The following is an 18,348-nucleotide window of genomic DNA, read 5'->3' as shown; positions in this document are numbered from 1 at the left end:
GACCCGGGGCGGGCGCCCCGGGTCCGGCGAAGGAGCGAGCGTGGCCGGACCGACGACCGCCCAGCGCGGCGCACCCGGGCGGGCGGACACCTCCGCGCGACCGCCGCACATCGGCCCCGAGGGGCCCCGGATCAGCCGCCGTCTGCTGCTGATCCTGATCGGCGTCGCGGCCGCCCTGCTCGCCGCGTTCGTGATCTGGGTGCTCTACGGCTCCTCCTGGCTCCGCGTCGAGAAGGTCACCACGAGCGGCGTCGAGGTCCTGACCCGCGAGGAAGTGGAAGCGGTTGCCGCCACTCCGATCGGCGCCCCGCTGGTCTCCGTGGACACCGACGCCATGGAGCGCCGGTTGCGCCAGAAGTTGCCTCGTATCGACACAGTTGATGTCGTTCGGTCCTGGCCGCACGGCATCGGCCTTAAGGTGACGGAACGGAAGCCGGTCCTGCTCGTCGAGAAGGACGGGAAGTTCGTGGAAGTGGATGCCGAGGGCGTGCGCTTCGCGACCGTGGACAAGGCGCCGAAGGGCGTGCCCCTGCTGGAGCTGACTCCCGAACCGTCCGCGAGCCTGCGCCGTTTCGGCGGTGACCGTCTGTTGCGGGAAGCGGTCCGGGTGGCCGGGGACCTTCCGGCGGGCGTCGCGAAGGACACCGAGGCCGTGCGCGTCACCTCGTACGACGCGATCTCCTTGCGGCTCACCCGCGATCGTGTGGTGACCTGGGGGAGCGGCGAGGACGGACCGGTGAAGGCGCGGGTGCTCGGTGCGCTCATGAAAGCCGCCCCCAAAGCGGGACACTTCGACGTAAGCGCTCCCACCGCCCCGGCGGTATCGGCGAGTTGACGGGCATTTGTGCTGGCCAGCACCCTGGTTGGTCAGCGCTACGGGTGATCACATAGGGTGAAAAGAAAAACGGGAGGTTCGGCGTGTTCGTTGAACGTGCGCCACTTGTCGACTTAGTGTCCTGTTCGGAAGAGTCCAGGAAGCAGACACACTGGTAACCCTAAACTTCAGCGTTAGGGTTTGGGTCGGCGTTCGGACCGTCCCCATCGACATCAGTCGTCGCCGCGGGGCCACCGCAGAGCGACGACACGTAACTCGAGGCGAGAGGCCTTCGACGTGGCAGCACCGCAGAACTACCTCGCAGTCATCAAGGTCATCGGTGTCGGCGGCGGTGGTGTCAATGCCATCAACCGAATGATCGAGGTCGGTCTCAAGGGCGTCGAGTTCATCGCGATCAACACGGACGCACAAGCCCTGTTGATGAGCGACGCCGACGTCAAGCTCGACGTCGGCCGCGAACTCACCCGGGGCCTCGGCGCCGGGGCGAACCCGGCCGTCGGTCGTAAGGCGGCAGAGGACCACCGTGAGGAGATCGAGGAGGTCCTCAAGGGGGCCGACATGGTCTTCGTCACCGCCGGAGAGGGCGGCGGCACCGGCACCGGCGGCGCACCCGTCGTCGCCAACATCGCGCGCTCGCTCGGCGCCCTGACGATCGGCGTGGTCACCCGCCCGTTCACCTTCGAGGGCCGGCGACGCGCGAACCAGGCGGAGGACGGCATCGCCGAACTCCGCGAAGAGGTCGACACCCTCATCGTCATTCCCAACGACCGCCTGCTGTCCATCTCGGACCGCCAGGTCAGCGTGCTCGACGCGTTCAAGTCGGCCGACCAGGTGCTGCTCTCGGGTGTCCAGGGCATCACCGACCTCATCACCACGCCCGGTCTGATCAACCTCGACTTCGCCGACGTCAAGTCGGTCATGTCCGAGGCCGGATCGGCGCTCATGGGCATCGGCTCGGCGCGCGGCGACGACCGCGCGGTGGCGGCCGCGGAGATGGCGATCTCCTCGCCCCTCCTGGAAGCCTCCATCGACGGCGCCCGCGGTGTCCTGCTCTCCATCTCCGGCGGCAGCGACCTCGGTCTCTTCGAGATCAACGAGGCCGCCCAGCTGGTGAGCGAGGCGGCGCACCCCGAGGCCAACATCATCTTCGGCGCCGTCATCGACGACGCCCTGGGCGACGAGGTGCGGGTCACCGTGATCGCCGCGGGCTTCGACGGCGGACAGCCGCCCGCCCGCCGGGAGAACGTCCTCGGCGCCAACAGCAGCAAGCGCGAGGAGCCGGCCGCCCCGGTCAGGTCCTCCGTCGAGCCCGCACGTCCGACCGGCGGACTCGGTTCCGTACCTCCGCGCGAGGAGAGCCCGGCCCCGGCCGAGCCCGCCCCCGCGTCGGCTTCGAGCGAGAGCGCGCTCCCGCAGGTCTCTCCGCCGCACGTCCCGCCGGCCCGTCCCTACCAGGACACCCAGGCCGAAGAGCTGGACGTACCGGACTTCTTGAAGTGATAGGTCAGCATCGGGCGGCAGCCGTCACGGGCAGCGCTCATTTCGCCTTCACCGACCGGTGGGGCGGAGTGAGCGCCGCTCCGTACGGTGAACTCAACCTCGGCGGCGCGGTCGGTGACGACCCCGCCGCCGTCGGCGCGAATCGCGAGCGCGCGGCCCGCGGCCTCGGCATCGACCCGGCCCGCGTCGTCTGGATGAACCAGGTGCACGGCCGGGACGTCGCGGTGGTGGACGGGCCCTGGGGCGCGGACGCGGAGATTCCGGCCGTGGACGCGGTGGTGACCGCCCGGCGCGGGCTGCCGCTCGCGGTCCTCACCGCCGACTGCACCCCCGTACTGCTCGCCGACCCGGACGCCGGAGTCGTCGGGGCGGCGCACGCCGGGCGGCCGGGGCTGGTCGCCGGAGTCGTGCCGGCGGTGGTGGAGGCCATGGTCGCGCTCGGCGCACAACCCTCCCGGATCACCGCGCACACCGGACCGGCCGTCTGCGGACGGTGTTACGAAGTGCCCGAGGCGATGCGGGCCGAGGTCGCCGAGGCCGTCCCCGGCACCTGGTCCGAGACCAGCTGGGGAACGCCGGCGGTCGACGTCACCGGCGGAGTCCACGCCCAGCTCGCCGCCCTCGGGGTGGCGGACCGGCACTCCTCGCCGTACTGCACCCTGGAATCGGGCGACCACTTCTCGTACCGCCGCGACCGCACCACCGGGCGGCTCGCCGGATATGTCTGGTTGGACTGATAGGGCATGACGGACCGTAAGGCTCAACTCGCCGCGAATCTGGCACAGGTGGAGGAAAGGATCGCCTCCTCCTGCGCCGCCGCCGGTCGCAAGCGCGAGGAAGTGACCCTGATCGTGGTCACCAAGACCTACCCCGCGAGCGATGTGCGGATCCTGCATGAACTCGGTGTGCGCCATGTCGCGGAGAATCGTGACCAGGACGCGGCCCCCAAAGCCACCGCTTGTGCGGATCTTTCGCTGACATGGCACTTTGTCGGACAATTGCAGACGAACAAGGTTCGTTCTGTGACCAGTTATGCCGATGTCGTGCAGTCGGTCGACCGCGCCAAGCTGGTCACCGCTCTCTCCGCCGCCGCGGTGCGCGGGGAGCGCGAACTCGGCTGTCTGGTCCAGGTCGCCCTGGACGCGGAGAGCGGCGAGCGCGGTGAGCGCGGCGGTGTCGCGCCGGACGGGGTCGAGGAGTTGGCGGCCGCGATCGACGCGGCGCCCGGGCTCCGGCTCGACGGACTGATGACCGTGGCGCCGCTGGCCGGGGAGTACGCCGGCCGGCAACGGGCCGCGTTCGACCGGCTGATGGAAATCTCATCCCGCCTGCGCGCCGGTCATCCGGCTGCGAACATGGTCTCCGCAGGTATGAGCGGGGACCTGGAGGACGCGGTGGCGGCCGGAGCGACACATGTACGCGTCGGTACGGCGGTACTCGGAGTCCGACCCCGGCTCGGGTAACGTCGCGAAGCAAGTCGGACCACAGCAGAAAATATGGTCATTACCGCCCAGGGCGGACAGGCCACCGTGGATCGCGGGCACTTGGTGACGAATGCCGATCCACCACAGAGCGGAGGACTCGGAGCATGGCCGGCGCGATGCGCAAGATGGCGGTCTACCTCGGCCTCGTGGAGGACGATGGGTACGACGGTCCGGGGTTCGACCCCGATGACGAATTCGAACCTGAGCCGGAGCCCGAGCGCGACCGGCGGCGGCATCAGCCCCCGCACCAGGTGGAGCGGGAACGCGAGCGGGATCGCGAGCGTGAGCGCGAAAGGGACGAACCGGTACGAGTGGTGCAACCACCCGCCCAGCGCGAGCCGGTTCAGCTCCCCGCGGAAAGCGGGCGACCCGCCCGAATCGCCCCCGTGGCATCCATCACACCTGAACGCCCGAACATGGAGAAGAACGCACCGGTGATCATGCCCAAGGTCGTGTCCGAGCGGGAGCCGTACCGCATCACCACGCTGCACCCCAGGACCTACAACGAGGCCCGTACCATCGGGGAACACTTCCGTGAGGGCACTCCGGTGATCATGAATCTCACGGAGATGGACGATACGGACGCGAAGCGACTTGTCGACTTTGCCGCGGGACTCGTCTTCGGACTCCATGGCAGCATTGAACGCGTGACGCAGAAGGTGTTCCTGTTGTCGCCTGCTAACGTCGATGTCACGGCGGAGGACAAGGCCCGCATCGCAGAGGGCGGATTCTTCAACCAGAGCTGAGAACACGACACCGGGAACAACCCGGCCGAGAGGCCGGTGCCGGCCACGAGGCCGGAGCTACGAGAGCCAGGGGAGAGGGAACAGCGGGACATGGGCGTCGCACTGGATGTGGTCTATATCGCGCTGATGTGTTTCCTCATCGTGCTGATCTTCCGGCTGGTCATGGACTATGTCTTCCAGTTCGCACGTTCATGGCAACCCGGCAAGGCGATGGTGGTCGTACTTGAGGCCACCTACACTGTCACCGATCCACCGCTCAAGCTTCTGCGGCGGTTCATCCCGCCGCTGCGTCTCGGGGGCGTGGCACTCGACCTGTCCTTCTTCGTTCTGATGATCATCGTCTACATCCTGATCAGCGTTGTGGTCAGGTTGTGAGCGATACGGTCTTGCCGACTGCCGACGACTACGTAGAGGTGAAGAAGAGATGCCGTTGACCCCCGAGGACGTGCGGAACAAGCAGTTCACGACCGTCCGCCTCCGAGAAGGCTATGACGAGGACGAGGTCGATGCCTTTCTAGACGAGGTCGAATCGGAGCTGACCCGTCTGCTCCGTGAGAACGAGGACCTGCGCGCCAAGCTGGCCGCCGCGACGCGTGCCGCCGCGCAGAACCAGCAGCAGCAACAGCAGCAGGGCATGCGCAAGCCTCCGGAGCAGCAGGACCGCCCCGGTGCGCCCGTTCCCGCCGCCATATCCGGACCGCCGCAGCAGCAGCAGCCCCCGCAGATGGGTCCGCCCCAGCTGCCCGGTGGCGCGCCGCAGCTGCCCGCAGGTCCCAGTGGCCACGGCCCCCAGGGTGGCCACGGCCCCGGTCCGCAGGGCCCGCACGGCCCCGGCCCGATGCAGGGCGGTCCCATGGGTGGCCCGATGGGCGGCCCCATGGGTCAGCACCCCCAGCAGCAGCAGATGCAGCAGATGCAGCCGCCGCAGATGCAGCAGCAGGGGCAGGGCCCCGGTGGCGACAGCGCCGCCCGTGTCCTCTCGCTCGCCCAGCAGACCGCTGACCAGGCGATCGCGGAGGCCCGTTCCGAGGCCAACAAGATCGTCGGCGAGGCGCGCAGCCGTGCCGAGGGTCTGGAGCGCGACGCGCGCGCCAAGGCCGACGCCCTGGAGCGGGACGCGCAGGAGAAGCACCGCGTGGCGATGGGCTCGCTGGAGTCGGCCCGCGCGACGCTGGAGCGCAAGGTCGAGGACCTGCGTGGCTTCGAGCGCGAGTACCGCACGCGGCTGAAGTCCTACCTGGAGAGCCAGCTGCGTCAGCTGGAGACCCAGGCGGACGACTCGCTCGCCCCGCCGCGGACGCCGGCCGCCGCTTCGCTGCCGCCGTCGCCCTCGCTGGCTCCGGCCGGTGCGGGTGCGATGGGTCACTCCATGGGCGGCTCCAACCACGGTGGCCATGGTGGCCAGCAGATGGGTGGCGGCCAGTCGATGGGCGGTGCGCCGTCCTACGGTGGCCAGCAGCAGATGTCGCCCGCGATGACGCAGCCGATGGCGCCGGTGCGGCCGCAGGCGCCGCAGCCGATGCAGCAGGCGCCTTCGCCGATGCGTGGGTTTCTGATCGACGAGGACGACAACTGAGCGGTATGCGCTCGCTGAGCGCGTAGCCGTCGGCAGGCAAAGGGCCGGGCCCCGGGTTTCCGGGGCCCGGCCCTTGCCGGGCGAGGCCGGGGTGCCCTCAAGCGCCGGGCGGGCTGATTTTCGGGGCTCCGCCCGGACCCCGGTCCTCAAACGCCGGACGGGCTGGGAATGCCGAGCGCCGGGCGGGCTGGGAATGCCGAGCGTCGGTACACCCAGCCCGTCCGGCGCTTGAGGACATCTTTGAGCCTGGCCGGCGATTGAGGCGCGGGGTTCGGGGCGGAGCCCCTGAGGAAGGGCCCGCCGGAACGGATTCCGGCGGGCCCTTCGGGCTGTTCCTACCGCTTGCGCAGGCGGAACGTGAGCGCCAGGCCCTCGTCCTCGAACGCATCGCCGTACGTCTCGTCCGCCTCGCCCTCCGCGTAGTCCAGGGCCAGGACCTCCTCGGAGATCAGGGAGGCGTGCTCCGTGAGGGCCTCCGCCGTTGCCGGGGACGTCGTCGTCCAGCGGACGGCGATGCGGTCCGCCACGTCCAGGCCGCTGTTCTTGCGGGCCTCCTGGATCAGGCGGATCGCGTCACGGGCCAGGCCCGCGCGGCGGAGCTCCGGGGTGATCTCCAGGTCCAGGGCGACCGTCGCGCCCGAGTCCGAGGCGACCGACCAGCCCTCGCGCGGGGTCTCCGTGATGATCACCTCGTCGGGGGCGAGGGTGATCTGCTCGCCCTCCACCTCCACCGTCGCCGTGCCCTCGCGCAGGGCGAGGGAGAGCGCTGCCGCGTCCGCCTCGGCCACGGCCTTGGCCACCGCCTGCACGCCCTTGCCGAACCGCTTGCCCAGCGCGCGGAAGTTCGCCTTCGCCGTCGTGTCGACCAGCGAGCCGCCCACCTCGGAGAGCGAGGCCAGCGATGTGACGTTCAGCTCTTCCGTGATCTGCGCCCGAAGGTCGGCGGGCAGTGCGTCGAAGCCGTTCGCCGCCACCAGGGCCCGGGACAGCGGCTGGCGCGTCTTCACGCCCGACTCGGCGCGCGTCGCCCGGCCCAGCTCCACCAGGCGGCGCACCAGCGCCATCCGGGAGGAGAGCGTCGGGTCGATCGCCGATGCGTCCGCCTTCGGCCAGGAGGACAGGTGGACCGACTCCGGGGCGTCCGGCGTCACCGGGGCGATCAGGTCCTGCCAGACCCGCTCCGTGATGAACGGGACCAGCGGGGCCATCAGACGCGTGACCGTCTCGACCACCTCGTGCAGCGTGCGCAGCGCCGCCTTGTCGCCCTGCCAGAAGCGGCGGCGCGAGCGGCGTACGTACCAGTTGGAGAGGTCGTCCACGAACGCCGAGAGCAGCTTGCCGGCGCGCTGGGTGTCGTACCCCTCCATCGCCACCGTCATCTGGTCGACCAGCGCGTTGAGTTCGCTCAGCAGCCAGCGGTCCAGGACCGTGCGGTCCGCGGGGGCCGGGTCGGCCTCGGAGGGGGCCCAGCCGGACGTGCGGGCGTACAGGGCCTGGAAAGCCACCGTGTTCCAGTAGGTGAGAAGTGTCTTGCGGACCACCTCCTGGATCGTGCCGTGGCCCACCCGGCGTGCCGCCCACGGGGAGCCGCCCGCCGCCATGAACCACCGCACCGCGTCCGCCCCGTGCTGGTCCATCAGCGGGATGGGCTGGAGGATGTTGCCCAGGTGCTTGGACATCTTGCGGCCGTCCTCGGCGAGGATGTGGCCCAGGCAGACCACGTTCTCGTAGGACGACTTGTCGAAGACCAGCGTGCCGACCGCCATCAGCGTGTAGAACCAGCCGCGGGTCTGGTCGATGGCCTCCGAGATGAACTGCGCCGGGTAGCGGCTCTCGAAGATCTCCTTGTTCTTGTACGGGTAGCCCCACTGCGCGAACGGCATCGAACCCGAGTCGTACCAGGCGTCGATGACCTCCGGGACGCGGTACGCCTCCAGCTGGCAGTTCTCGTGCGTGCAGGTGAAGGTGATCTCGTCGATGAACGGGCGGTGGGGGTCGAGGGACGACTGGTCCCGGCCCGTCAGTTCCGTGAGTTCGGCGCGCGAGCCCACGCACGTCAGGTGGTTGTCCTCGCAGCGCCAGATCGGCAGCGGCGTGCCCCAGTAGCGGTTGCGGGACAGCGCCCAGTCCACGTTGTTGTTCAGCCAGTCGCCGAAGCGGCCGTTCTTGACCGAGTCCGGGAACCAGTTGGTCTTCTCGTTCTCCTGGAGGAGACGGTCCTTGATCGCGGTCGTACGGATGTACCAGGACGGCTGCGCGTAGTAGAGCAGCGCCGTGTGGCAGCGCCAGCAGTGCGGGTAGCTGTGTTCGTACGGGACGTGGCGGAAGAGCTTGCCGCGGGCGTCCAGGTCCGCGGTGAGCGCCTCGTCGGCCTTCTTGAAGAAGACGCCGCCGACCAGGGGGAGGTCTTCCTCGAACGTGCCGTCGGGGCGGACCGGGTTGACCACCGGGAGGCCGTACGCGCGGCAGACCAGGAGGTCGTCGGCGCCGAACGCGGGGGACTGGTGGACCAGACCCGTACCGTCCTCGGTCGTGACGTACTCGGCGTTGACCACGTAGTGCGCCTCGGCCGGGAAGTCGACCAGGGCGAACGGGCGCTCGTAGGTCCAGCGCTCCATCTCCGCGCCGGTGAACGACCGGCCGGTGGCCTCCCAGCCCTCGCCCAGCGCCTTCTCCAGCAGCGGTTCGGCGACGACGAGCTTCTCCTCGCCGTTCGTCGCGACGACGTACCGGACGTCCGGGTGCGCGGCGACGGCCGTGTTGGAGACCAGCGTCCACGGGGTGGTCGTCCAGACCAGGAGGGCCGCCTCGCCGGCCAGCGGGCCGGAGGTGAGCGGGAAGCGGACGAAGACCGAGGGGTCGACGACCGTCTCGTAGCCCTGGGCCAGCTCGTGGTCGGACAGGCCGGTGCCGCAGCGCGGGCACCAGGGGGCGACCCGGTGGTCCTGGACCAGCAGGTCCTTGGTGAAGATCTCCTTGAGCGACCACCACACGGAGTCCACGTACTCCGGGTCCATCGTGCGGTACGCGTCGTCCAGGTCGACCCAGTAGCCCATGCGGGTCGTCAGCTCGGCGAAGGCGTCGGTGTGCCGGGTCACCGACTCACGGCACTTGGCGTTGAACTCGGCGATGCCGAACGCCTCGATGTCCTTCTTGCCGTTGAAGCCCAGCTCCTTCTCCACCGCCAGCTCGACCGGCAGGCCGTGGCAGTCCCAGCCGGCCTTCCGGCCGACGTGGTAGCCCTGCATGGTGCGGAAGCGGGGGAAGACGTCCTTGAAGACGCGGGCCTCGATGTGGTGCGCGCCCGGCATGCCGTTGGCGGTGGGCGGGCCCTCGTAGAAGACCCACTCGGGGCGGCCCTCGGACTGGTCGAGGCTCTTGGCGAAGACCTTGCTCTCGCGCCAGAAGTCGAGCACGGCGTGCTCCAGCGCGGGCAGGTCGACCTGGGCGGGTACCTGGCGGTACTGCGGCGATGTCATGTGCGGCTTCCTCCGGCGGACGTCTTCCACTTCCGTCGGAGGGACGAGAGCCGGATCTGCTCCCGCGGTACCACCCTCCTTGGCCCTGGGCGTGTGCCCCTGGCCCCCTCATTGGGGTCGCGATGCCGGGTCTAGTGGCCTGGCTCCCATGGGCGTGACCCACGTGTCCAGACGTTCTTCCGGCGGCTCCGGGGTGATCTTCACGTCGCGCTCGCCCCCGGGCTCCCACCGTCCCCGGGTCGCTGCTGGCCGCGTACGACGCTACTCGTCCCATCCACGCCTCTCGCTGGGCCCAGTGTACGGGCCCGTACGGGCGACGGCCGACCGGTTATCGGCGGCGCGCGGGCGTGACCCGAGTGGCGGGACGGGGCGTCCGGAGTTCCCGGCGGCGGCCGGTGGCCGGATTACCGGGCGGGGAGCTGGGAACAACGGAGGCAGGCGCGCCACGACCGGACACGGGGAGGGGCGAGATGGCGGCGTGCCCCGTTGCCGCGGGGCTGGAGTCGATTTATCGTCCCAGCACGATTCGCGAGCAAGATCACAATATGTGAAGGGGCCGCGGCCATGGTGGCGAAGAAGACGGCGGAAGAGACCGCGGCCGAGCACGACGGCACCCACGAGCCACCGGCCGGCCAGGAGGCCGCGCCCGCGAAGAGGACGGCGAAGAAGGCCGCCGCCAGGAAGACGGCGGCCAAGAAGACGGCGGCGAAGAAGACCGTGGCCAAGAAGGCCGCGGCGAAGAAGACGGCGGCCGGCGAGAAGCCCGTCGCCAAGAAGACCGCCGCCAAGAAGAGCGCGGCCAGGAAGACGTCGGAAAAGGCCGCGACGGCGGCCACGGAGGCGGCCCCGGCCGCCGAGCAGACGGGAGCCCCAACGGTGGTAGCCAAGAAGAGCGCGAGTCGTCCCGCGGCAGGCGGACAGGCCACGGCCCCGGTGCCACCGGCCCGCGCCGCCGCCCCCGACGAACTGGCCGTCCGGCCCGGGGAGGACCCCTGGACGCCCGAGGAGGTCACCGAGGCGCGCACCCTGCTCACCAGCGAGATCCTGCGGCTCCGCAGCGAGCTGGAGGCCTCCGGCGCGGCGCTCGCCGGGCTGATGCGGGACTCCGGCGACGGCGCGGGCGACGACGAGGCCGACACCGGCACCAAGAACATCACCCGCGAGCACGAGCTGTCGCTCGCCGCCAACGCCCAGGAGATGCTGGAGCAGACCGAGCGGGCGCTGGCCCGGCTGGAGGCGGGGACGTACGGCCTCTGCGAGATCTGCGGCCAACCGATCGGCAAGGCGCGGATGCAGGCCTTCCCCCGGGCCACCCTGTGCGTCGAGGACAAACAGAAGCAGGAGCGGCGCGGCTGATCCGCACAGGTGTGTCGTACCCTCATCCGAAGGCATGCACCTAGGGTTGAGGGACTTACGTGGCAGAGGCGGAGCGCATCATCGGTACGCCGGAGAATCCCGAGGCCGAGGGCACGGACGAAGGCGGCAGCACGGCCGCCGACGCCGCCGTGAACGCGGGCCGGGGCAAGCGGAAGGTCCTCGTCCTGCTGAGCGTGGCCGTCGTGGCCTATCTCCTGGACCTGGTCAGCAAGATGATCGTGGTCGCGAAGCTGGAGCACCAGCCGCCGATCGACATCGTCGGCGACTGGCTGCAGTTCCGGGCGATCCGGAACGCGGGCGCCGCCTTCGGGTTCGGCGAGGCGTTCACGGTGATCTTCACCATCATCGCCGCCGGTGTGATCGTGGTGATCGTCCGGCTGGCCCGCAAGCTCTACAGCCTGCCGTGGGCCATCGCCCTGGGACTCCTCCTGGGCGGTGCGCTCGGCAACCTCACCGACCGGCTCTTCCGGGCGCCCGGTGTGTTCGAGGGCGCGGTGGTCGACTTCATCGCCCCCAAGCACTTCGCCGTCTTCAACCTCGCCGACTCCGCCATCGTGTGCGGCGGCATCCTCATCGTGATCCTCTCCTTCAAGGGCCTCGACCCCGACGGGACCGTGCACAAGGACTGACCGTCCGCACGGACCGGGCGGGGCCGGGCCGCGCGGAGAGCTTTCCGCGCAAGGCATACTCGACAGGTGAGTACGCACCCCGAGATCCGCACCCTGCCCGTACCGGACGGCCTGGAAGGCGAGCGTGTCGACGCCGCCATCGCCAGGATGTTCGGTTTCTCCCGCACCAAGGCCGCCGAGCTGGCCGCAGCCGGGAAGGTCCAGGTGGACGGCTCGGTGGCCGGGAAGTCCGAGCGGGTCCACGGGGGCGCCTGGCTGGAGGTCGAGATGCCCGGGGCGCCCGCTCCGGTCCAGATCGTCGCCGAGCCCGTCGAGGGCATGGAGATCGTCCACGACGACGACGACATCGTCGTCATCATGAAGCCGGTCGGCGTCGCCGCCCACCCCAGCCCCGGCTGGACCGGCACCACCGTCATCGGCGGCCTCGCCGCCGCCGGCTACCGGATCTCCACATCCGGCGCCGCCGAGCGCCAGGGCATCGTGCACCGCCTCGACGTCGGCACCTCCGGCCTGATGGTCGTCGCCAAGTCCGAGCGCGCCTACACCCTGCTCAAGGCCCAGTTCCGCGACCGGGTCGTCGACAAGAAGTACCACGCCCTCGTCCAGGGCCACCCGGACCCGATGAGCGGCACCATCGACGCCCCCATCGGCCGGCACCCCAACCACGACTACAAGTGGGCGGTCACCGCCGAGGGCAAGCCGTCGGTGACCCACTACGACCTGATCGAGGCCTACCGCGCCGCCAGCCTCCTCGACATCAAGCTGGAGACCGGCCGCACCCACCAGATCCGGGTCCACATGTCCGCCCACCGCCACCCCTGCGTCGGCGACCTCACCTACGGCGCGGACCCGACCCTGGCCAAGCGCCTCGGGCTGACCCGCCAGTGGCTGCACGCCGTGCGGCTCGGCTTCGAGCACCCGAGCGACGGCAGCTGGGTGGAGTTCTCCTCCACCTACCCGGCCGACCTCCAGCACGCCCTCGACACCATCTCCGCGGAGAGCCAGTGACCGCCGGGCCCACCCCGTACAGCACCCGCAGGGCCGTCGAGGAGAGCGATCTCGCCGCCTGCTTCCAGGTCCGCAAGGACGTCTTCGTCGGCGAGCAGAACGTGCCCGAGGAGCTGGAGTACGACTCCTACGACGCGACCGCCGTGCACGTCCTGGCCGTCGCCGCGGACGGCACCGCGCTCGGCACGGGCCGGCTGCTGCACGGTGCGGACGCGGCCGCGAAGACCGGCGGCGACCCGGCCGTCGGCTCGCTGGGCCGGCTCGCCGTGAGCCGTGCCGCCCGCGGTCTCGGGGTCGGCGCGGCCCTCGTCGTGGCCATCGAGGACGAGGCGCGGAAGCTGGGCCTGGCCGCCGTCGACCTGCACGCCCAGACCCATGCCCTCGGCTTCTACGAGCGGCTCGGATACGCCGCGTACGGCCCCGAGTTCCCCGACGCGGGCATGCCGCACCGGGCGATGCGGCGGGAGATCCACCCGGTCTGAACGCCGGAAGCGGGGGGTATCGGCTGAATCGCACACCCCGCGTGGCAGGGTGGAGTCCTTGTTCGGCCGCTCGTGACGTGCCGGACCCGCACGCTCCGGAAGGCCCCTCGTGGAACAGATGTCCCTGCTGCTCCTGCTGTTGCTCGGGGCCGTGGTCACGGTGCCGCTCGGAGCACGGCTGGGGCTGCCGGCACCGGTGCTGATGACGCTCGTCGGCATCGCGATGGCGTTCATGCCGTTCGTGCCGAACGTGGACGTCCCGCCGGAGATCATCCTCCCCGCGCTGCTGCCGCCCCTGCTCTACGCCACCGTGCAGCGCACCTCCTGGCGGCAGTTCGCCGCCAACAGGCGGCCGATCTTCCTGCTGGCCGTGGCCCTCGTCTTCGTCACCACGGCCGCCGTCGCCGCGGTCGCCAACTCCATCGTGCCGGGGCTGCCCATCGCCGCGGCCGTCGCCCTCGGCGCGCTCGTCGCCCCGCCCGACCCGGTCGCGGCGACCGCCGTGGCGGGCTCCGTGGGGCTGCCGCGCCGGCTGGTGTCGATCCTGGAGGGCGAGGGGCTCTTCAACGACGTGACCGCCATCGTGCTCTACCACGTGGCCATCGCCGCCGCCGTCAGCGGCACCTTCTCGCTCCCCGAGGCCTTCGGACTGCTGGTCCTCTCCGCCGTCGTCGCGGTCGCCGTCGGCCTCGCGCTCGGCTGGCTCACCATCAAGCTGATGAACCTGCTCGGCGACGCCACCCTCCAGGTCGGCCTGACCCTGCTGGTGCCCTTCGTCGCCTACGTGCTGGCCGAGGAGCTGGAGGGCTCCGGGGTGCTGGCCGTCCTGACCATCGCGCTGTTCCTCGCCGAGCACACCGCCGACGCCGACGACGTGCTGGGCCGGCTCACCGGACGTACCTTCTGGGACATCGTCGACACCCTGGTCACCGGCGTCGCGTTCGGGCTCATCGGCCTGGAGCTGCACACCGTGTTCGGCACCGCCGACGGGCACGCCCTGGAGATGGTCGGCTGGGGGCTCGCGATCGTCGCCGTCGTCGTCGGCGTACGGCTGCTGTGGCTGCTGCCCGCGACCTGGCTCGCCAAGAAGCTGCACACCCGACGCGACGTCAGCGAGGAGATCCCCACCAGCTGGCGGGAGACCGTCGTGATGTGGTGGGCCGGGATGCGCGGGGTGGCCTCGGTCGCCCTGGCGCTGGCGATCCCGCTGGAGACCGATGACGGGCAGCCCTTCCCCGGGCGCGACGAGATCATCTTCATCGCCTTCGCCGTGATCATGGCCACCCTGGTCTTCCAGGGGCTCACCCTGCCCTGGCTGGTGCGGAAGCTGAGGGTCCGGGCCGACACCGACGCCGAGGAGGCGCTGGAGCGGGACCTCGCCATCCGGGCCGCCAAGGCCGCCAAGTACCGCCTCAAGGAGATCCAGGAGGTCGAGGACTTCCCCGAGGAGGTCGTGGAGCGGCTCCAGCGCGCCGCGTACGACATCGGGGCCCGGATCAGCCCGGACATGGTCGACGAGGAGCGGCGCGAGGCCTACGCCAAGCGCGCCGAGCGCTTCAAGGCGGTCAGCCGGGTCCAGCGCGAGATGATGTCGGCCGCCCGCCACGAGGTGCTCTCCGCGCGCAGCGAGCCCGGCTCCGACCCGGAGGTCGTGGACCGGGTGCTGCGGTATCTGGACTTCCGCTCGCTGCGCTGAGCCTTTGGCGGCCTCAGCCGCGGCCCGTGCGCGGGGCCTTGGAGTCGCCCCGGTCGACGGGCGGCGACGTCCCGTTGCGGCCGGGCCGGTCCGTCCCCGCACCCGTCGGCTCCGCCCACTGCTCGCCCGGCGGCAGCACGGCGGGCGCGGTGGCGATCCGCGGCAGCGCGTACGGATGGTGGTCGCGCAGCCAGCCGATCAGCTGCTCACGCACCGCGCAGCGCACCGTCCAGATGTCGTTCGCGTCCTTCGCCGTGACCACCGCCCGCACCTGGATCGTGGACGGCGTCGTGTCGGTGACGGCCAGCGACCAGTCCCGGCCGTCCCAGGCCGCGATGTCGCCGAGCAGGTCCCGCAGCTTCTCCCGCATCGCGGCGACCGGGGCCGAGTGGTCCAGGTGGAAGAAGACCGTGCCGGTCATCTGCACCCCGCCGCGCGACCAGTTCTCGAACGGCTGGCCGGTGAAGTACGAGACCGGCATCGTGATCCGCCGCTCGTCCCAGGTCCGCACCGCCAGGAACGTCAGGGTGATCTCGTCGATCGTGCCCCACTCGCCGTCCACCACCACGGTGTCGCCGATCCGCACCATGTCGCCGAACGCGATCTGGAGCCCGGCGAAGAGATTGCCGAGCGTCGACTGGGCGGCGACGCCCGCGACGATGCCGAGCAGTCCGGCCGAGGCCAGCATCGACGTGCCGACCGCCCGCATCGGAGGGAACGTCAGCAGCATCGCCGCGATGGCGACGACGGTCACCACCGCTATCACCACCCGCTGGATCAGCGTCACCTGGGTCCGGACCCGGCGGACCCGGGCCGGGTCGCGGGTGGCCGTGGCGTACCGGGCGTAGCTGGCCTCCACGACCGTCGCCGCGATCCGCACCACCAGCCAGGCGGACGCGCCGATCAGCACCAGGGTCAGCACCTGGCCGATCCCCGCCCGGTGGTCCCACACCCAGTCGATCCTCGTCTGGCGGTAGCTGCCGCGCAGCAGCGCCGTGATGACCACCACCTGCAACGGAGGCCGGCAGCGCCGCAGCAGCCCCCACAACGGGGTCTCGTGGTGACGGCTGTCGGCCCGCCGCAGCAGCAGGTCGGCCAGCCAGCCGATCAGCAGGGTGATCACCACGGAACCGCCGATGACGATCAGCGGGCGCAGCACGCTCTCCATTGCCTCGTCCTCCTGGCTGTAGGGCGGACCTCAGGGCACAAATGGCACCATGGGCCTCATGAACATCATGCTTTTCCACTCGACGTACGGGCTCACGCCCGCCGTGCACGCCGCGGCCGCGCGCCTCAGGGACGCCGGCCATGAGGTGCGCGTGCCCGATCTGTTCGAGGGGCACACCTTCGACACGGTGGAAGAGGGCATGGCCCACAAGGACGAGATCGGCAAGGACGAGCTGCTCAGGCGTGCCGTGCTGGCCGCCGCGCCCTACTCCGACCAGGGGCTCGTCTACGCCGGTTTCTCCCTCGGCGCGGCGACCGCGCAGACCCTGGCGCTCGGCGACGCGAAGGCCCGCGGGCTGCTGCTGTTCCACGGCACCTCCGACATCGCGGAGAACGCATCGGTGGACGAGCTGCCCGTCCAGCTGCACGTCGCGGACCCGGACCCCTTCGAGTCCCACGACTGGCTGAACAGCTGGTACCTCCAGATGCAGCGGACCGGTGCGGACGTGGAGGTCTACCGCTACCCGGGGGCCGGGCACCTGTTCACCGACCCCGATCTGCACGACTACGACCAGGCGGCCGCCGAGCAGACCTGGAAGGTCGCACTCGGCTTCCTCGCCACCTTGTAGAAGCGGTCCGGCCCGCTCAGCGCACCGGTCGGTCGGCCCGCTCGACGCGCTGGGTGCCCCGGCGGGTGCGGTAGGAGCGGGTCCAGGCGGTGGTGGCCTCCCGGTCCGTCTTGTCGGACAGCGTGTAGTAGTCCATCTGCGCCCGCTCCGCGGTGACGTCCAGCACCCCGTAACCGTGGGCGTCCATGTCCACCCACTTCACATGGCGGTTGGCCGCCCGCACGGCCGCCGCCGCGACCACGGACACGGTCCCCGGCGCGACCCGCAGGATGTCGTCGAGGTTGTCCGAGGTCACCGACGTGACGACGAACTCCGTGGCGGCCGACGCCGACAGCGGATACGTGGCCGCCTTCACGGGTACGTCGTTGGCCCAGGCCATATGGATGTCACCGGTCAGGAACACCGTGTCGGCGACGCCCCGGTCCCGCAGATGCGCGACCAGCTCCCTGCGGTCGTCGGTGTAGCCGTCCCACTGGTCGACGTTGACCGCCAGGCCCTCCTTCGGCAGCCCCAGCAGTCCGGCCAGCGGCTCCAGCAGATGCGCGGGCAGCGCGCCGAAGGCGACCGGCGAGATCATCACCGAGGTGCCGACCAGCTTCCAGGCCGCGTCCGACCCGGCCAGCCCCGCCTTCAGCCAGTCCAGCTGGGCCCGGCCGGTGACCGTGCGCTCCGGATCGTCCACCGCCCCGCTGCCGACCGACGCCTGCTCGGAGCGGAAGCTGCGCAGATCCAGCAGATGGAGTTCGGCGAGCCGCCCGAACCGCAGCCGCCGGTAGACGGTCCCCTCGGTGGAGGCCCGCACCGGCATCCACTCGAAGTACGCCTGCTTGGCCGCCGCCACCCGCTGCTCCCAGGCCCCCTCCGCGACCGGCGTATGGTTCTCCGCACCGCCCGACCAGGCGTCGTTGGCGAACTCGTGGTCGTCCCAGATCGCGATCACCGGGTGCGCCGCGTGCAGCGCCCGGAGATCGGCGTCGGTCTTGTAGTTCCCGTGCCGGGTGCGGTAGTCGGCGAGGTCCAGGATCTCGTGGGCGGGCCGGTGCGCGCGCAGCGTGGTGCCCCGGGTGCCGTACTCGCCGGTCCCGTACTCGTAGAGGTAGTCGCCCAGGTGCACGACCGCGTCCAGGTCGGGCCGGGCGGCGAGATGCCGGTACGCGGAGAACCAGCCGGCCTCCCAGTTGGCGCAGGACACCACGCCGAACCGGATGCCGGACACGGCGGCGTCGGTGGCGGGCGCGGTGCGGGTGCGGCCGACGGGGGAGACCACGGCGTCGGCGGTGTCGTCGCCCGCCGTGAAGCGGAACCAGTACGCGGTGGCCGGCCGCAGCCCCCGTACGTCGGCCTTCACCGTGTGGTCGGACGCGGCCGATGCGATCGTCGTGCCGGTCGCGGATATCCGGGTGAACTCCCGGTCCTCGGCGACCTCCCAGCGCACCGGGGTGTCCGCGCCGAGCCCCGAGCCGGGCTCCGCGCCGGGCTCGGGGGTGACGCGCGTCCACAGCAGGACGCCGTCGGGCAGCGGGTCACCGGAGGCGACGCCGTGCAGGAAGGCGGGGGCCCCGGCGGCCCGGGCGGGGGCCGCGGAGGTGACGGACGCGGTGGCGAGCACGGGGACGGCGGCGGCGCTCGCGGCGGCGGCCCGTACGACGGTGCGGCGGCTCGGCGAGGGAAGGTGTCGACTGGTCACGGCCGATCACCCTACGGGCGCGTACGGCGAACGGGCGGGCGAACAGAGGAAGT

16 protein-coding genes are annotated in these 18,348 nt (G+C 71.0%); 13 read left to right on the top strand and 3 right to left on the bottom strand.

Annotated elements, in window-relative coordinates; translation table 11 throughout:
• The first annotated feature begins 40 nt into the window (after positions 1-40).
• The 7 genes from KV381_RS08215 to KV381_RS08185 all read left to right on the top strand — a co-directional run bounded on the left by KV381_RS08215 (position 41) and on the right by KV381_RS08185 (position 6,141).
• The gene (locus KV381_RS08215) at positions 41-835 is read left to right on the top strand and encodes a cell division protein FtsQ/DivIB (protein WP_030086677.1); all 795 of its coding nucleotides are present in this window, start codon (positions 41-43) and stop codon (positions 833-835) included.
• A gap of 276 nt (positions 836-1,111) precedes the next feature.
• Complete coding sequence (gene ftsZ, locus KV381_RS08210) at positions 1,112-2,335, top strand: cell division protein FtsZ (protein WP_218784984.1); 1,224 nt, start codon at positions 1,112-1,114, stop codon at positions 2,333-2,335.
• Entirely contained in the window at positions 2,332-3,072 is a 741-nt protein-coding gene (gene pgeF, locus KV381_RS08205; RefSeq protein WP_218784983.1) for a peptidoglycan editing factor PgeF, read from the top strand. Before ftsZ ends, pgeF begins: the two co-directional genes overlap by 4 nt.
• Positions 3,073-3,078: 6 nt before the next feature.
• A complete protein-coding gene (locus KV381_RS08200) occupies positions 3,079-3,798 on the top strand; it encodes a YggS family pyridoxal phosphate-dependent enzyme (RefSeq protein ID WP_030622723.1) in 720 nt (239 codons plus the stop codon).
• Between the two features lie 125 nt (positions 3,799-3,923).
• A complete protein-coding gene (locus KV381_RS08195; RefSeq protein ID WP_030086685.1) occupies positions 3,924-4,565 on the top strand; it encodes a cell division protein SepF in 642 nt (213 codons plus the stop codon).
• 90 nt (positions 4,566-4,655) lie between these two features.
• Entirely contained in the window at positions 4,656-4,940 is a 285-nt protein-coding gene (locus tag KV381_RS08190) for a YggT family protein (protein ID WP_006123846.1), read from the top strand.
• Positions 4,941-4,989: 49 nt separating this feature from the next.
• Positions 4,990-6,141, top strand: a complete 1,152-nt coding sequence (locus tag KV381_RS08185; RefSeq protein WP_030086687.1) for a DivIVA domain-containing protein — start codon at positions 4,990-4,992, stop codon at positions 6,139-6,141.
• Between the two features lie 335 nt (positions 6,142-6,476).
• Here KV381_RS08185 and ileS read toward each other — a convergent pair whose 3' ends face one another.
• Entirely contained in the window at positions 6,477-9,620 is a 3,144-nt protein-coding gene (ileS, locus tag KV381_RS08180) for an isoleucine--tRNA ligase (protein WP_218784982.1), read from the bottom strand.
• Between the two features lie 564 nt (positions 9,621-10,184).
• On the opposite strand from ileS, the gene KV381_RS08175 reads away from it, so the two are divergent.
• The 5 genes from KV381_RS08175 (at position 10,185) to KV381_RS08155 (ending at position 14,812) form a co-directional block, all read left to right on the top strand.
• Complete coding sequence (locus KV381_RS08175) at positions 10,185-10,976, top strand: histone H1-like repetitive region-containing protein (RefSeq protein WP_086779750.1); 792 nt, start codon at positions 10,185-10,187, stop codon at positions 10,974-10,976.
• A gap of 59 nt (positions 10,977-11,035) precedes the next feature.
• On the top strand, positions 11,036-11,626 hold the full coding sequence (gene lspA, locus KV381_RS08170; RefSeq protein ID WP_030086693.1) for a signal peptidase II: 591 nt from the start codon (positions 11,036-11,038) through the stop codon (positions 11,624-11,626).
• A gap of 66 nt (positions 11,627-11,692) precedes the next feature.
• Complete coding sequence (locus KV381_RS08165; protein ID WP_030086695.1) at positions 11,693-12,634, top strand: RluA family pseudouridine synthase; 942 nt, start codon at positions 11,693-11,695, stop codon at positions 12,632-12,634.
• A complete protein-coding gene (locus tag KV381_RS08160; RefSeq protein ID WP_218784981.1) occupies positions 12,631-13,116 on the top strand; it encodes a GNAT family N-acetyltransferase in 486 nt (161 codons plus the stop codon). Before KV381_RS08165 ends, KV381_RS08160 begins: the two co-directional genes overlap by 4 nt.
• 109 nt (positions 13,117-13,225) lie before the next feature.
• Complete coding sequence (locus KV381_RS08155) at positions 13,226-14,812, top strand: Na+/H+ antiporter (protein WP_030086699.1); 1,587 nt, start codon at positions 13,226-13,228, stop codon at positions 14,810-14,812.
• A gap of 13 nt (positions 14,813-14,825) precedes the next feature.
• Here the strand turns inward: KV381_RS08155 and KV381_RS08150 are convergent, their stop codons facing one another.
• Entirely contained in the window at positions 14,826-15,980 is a 1,155-nt protein-coding gene (locus KV381_RS08150) for a mechanosensitive ion channel family protein (protein ID WP_103538227.1), read from the bottom strand.
• Between the two features lie 49 nt (positions 15,981-16,029).
• On the opposite strand from KV381_RS08150, the gene KV381_RS08145 reads away from it, so the two are divergent.
• Positions 16,030-16,608: a dienelactone hydrolase family protein gene (locus KV381_RS08145; RefSeq protein WP_030086703.1), complete on the top strand. Its 579-nt coding sequence runs from the start codon at positions 16,030-16,032 to the stop codon at positions 16,606-16,608.
• 16 nt (positions 16,609-16,624) lie between these two features.
• On the opposite strand, the gene KV381_RS08140 is transcribed toward KV381_RS08145, so the two are convergent.
• The gene (locus KV381_RS08140) at positions 16,625-18,295 is read right to left on the bottom strand and encodes an alkaline phosphatase (RefSeq protein WP_218784980.1); all 1,671 of its coding nucleotides are present in this window, start codon (positions 18,293-18,295) and stop codon (positions 16,625-16,627) included.
• Positions 18,296-18,348 lie beyond the last annotated feature (53 nt).

The organism is Streptomyces sp. WY228 (assembly GCF_019287315.1).
GTDB lineage: Bacteria > Actinomycetota > Actinomycetes > Streptomycetales > Streptomycetaceae > Streptomyces > Streptomyces caviscabies.
This window is presented reverse-complemented; position numbering and strand designations above follow the sequence as displayed.

Coding starts and splice junctions, on each gene's coding strand:
- KV381_RS08150 (WP_103538227.1), bottom strand. CDS start 15,980: ATGGAGAGCGTGCTGCGCCCGCTGATCGTCATCGGCGGTTCCGTGGTG.
- KV381_RS08195 (WP_030086685.1), top strand. CDS start 3,924: ATGGCCGGCGCGATGCGCAAGATGGCGGTCTACCTCGGCCTCGTGGAG.
- KV381_RS08185 (WP_030086687.1), top strand. CDS start 4,990: ATGCCGTTGACCCCCGAGGACGTGCGGAACAAGCAGTTCACGACCGTC.
- KV381_RS08190 (WP_006123846.1), top strand. CDS start 4,656: ATGGGCGTCGCACTGGATGTGGTCTATATCGCGCTGATGTGTTTCCTC.
- KV381_RS08200 (WP_030622723.1), top strand. CDS start 3,079: ATGACGGACCGTAAGGCTCAACTCGCCGCGAATCTGGCACAGGTGGAG.
- ileS (WP_218784982.1), bottom strand. CDS start 9,620: ATGACATCGCCGCAGTACCGCCAGGTACCCGCCCAGGTCGACCTGCCC.
- KV381_RS08145 (WP_030086703.1), top strand. CDS start 16,030: ATGGGCCTCATGAACATCATGCTTTTCCACTCGACGTACGGGCTCACG.
- KV381_RS08175 (WP_086779750.1), top strand. CDS start 10,185: ATGGTGGCGAAGAAGACGGCGGAAGAGACCGCGGCCGAGCACGACGGC.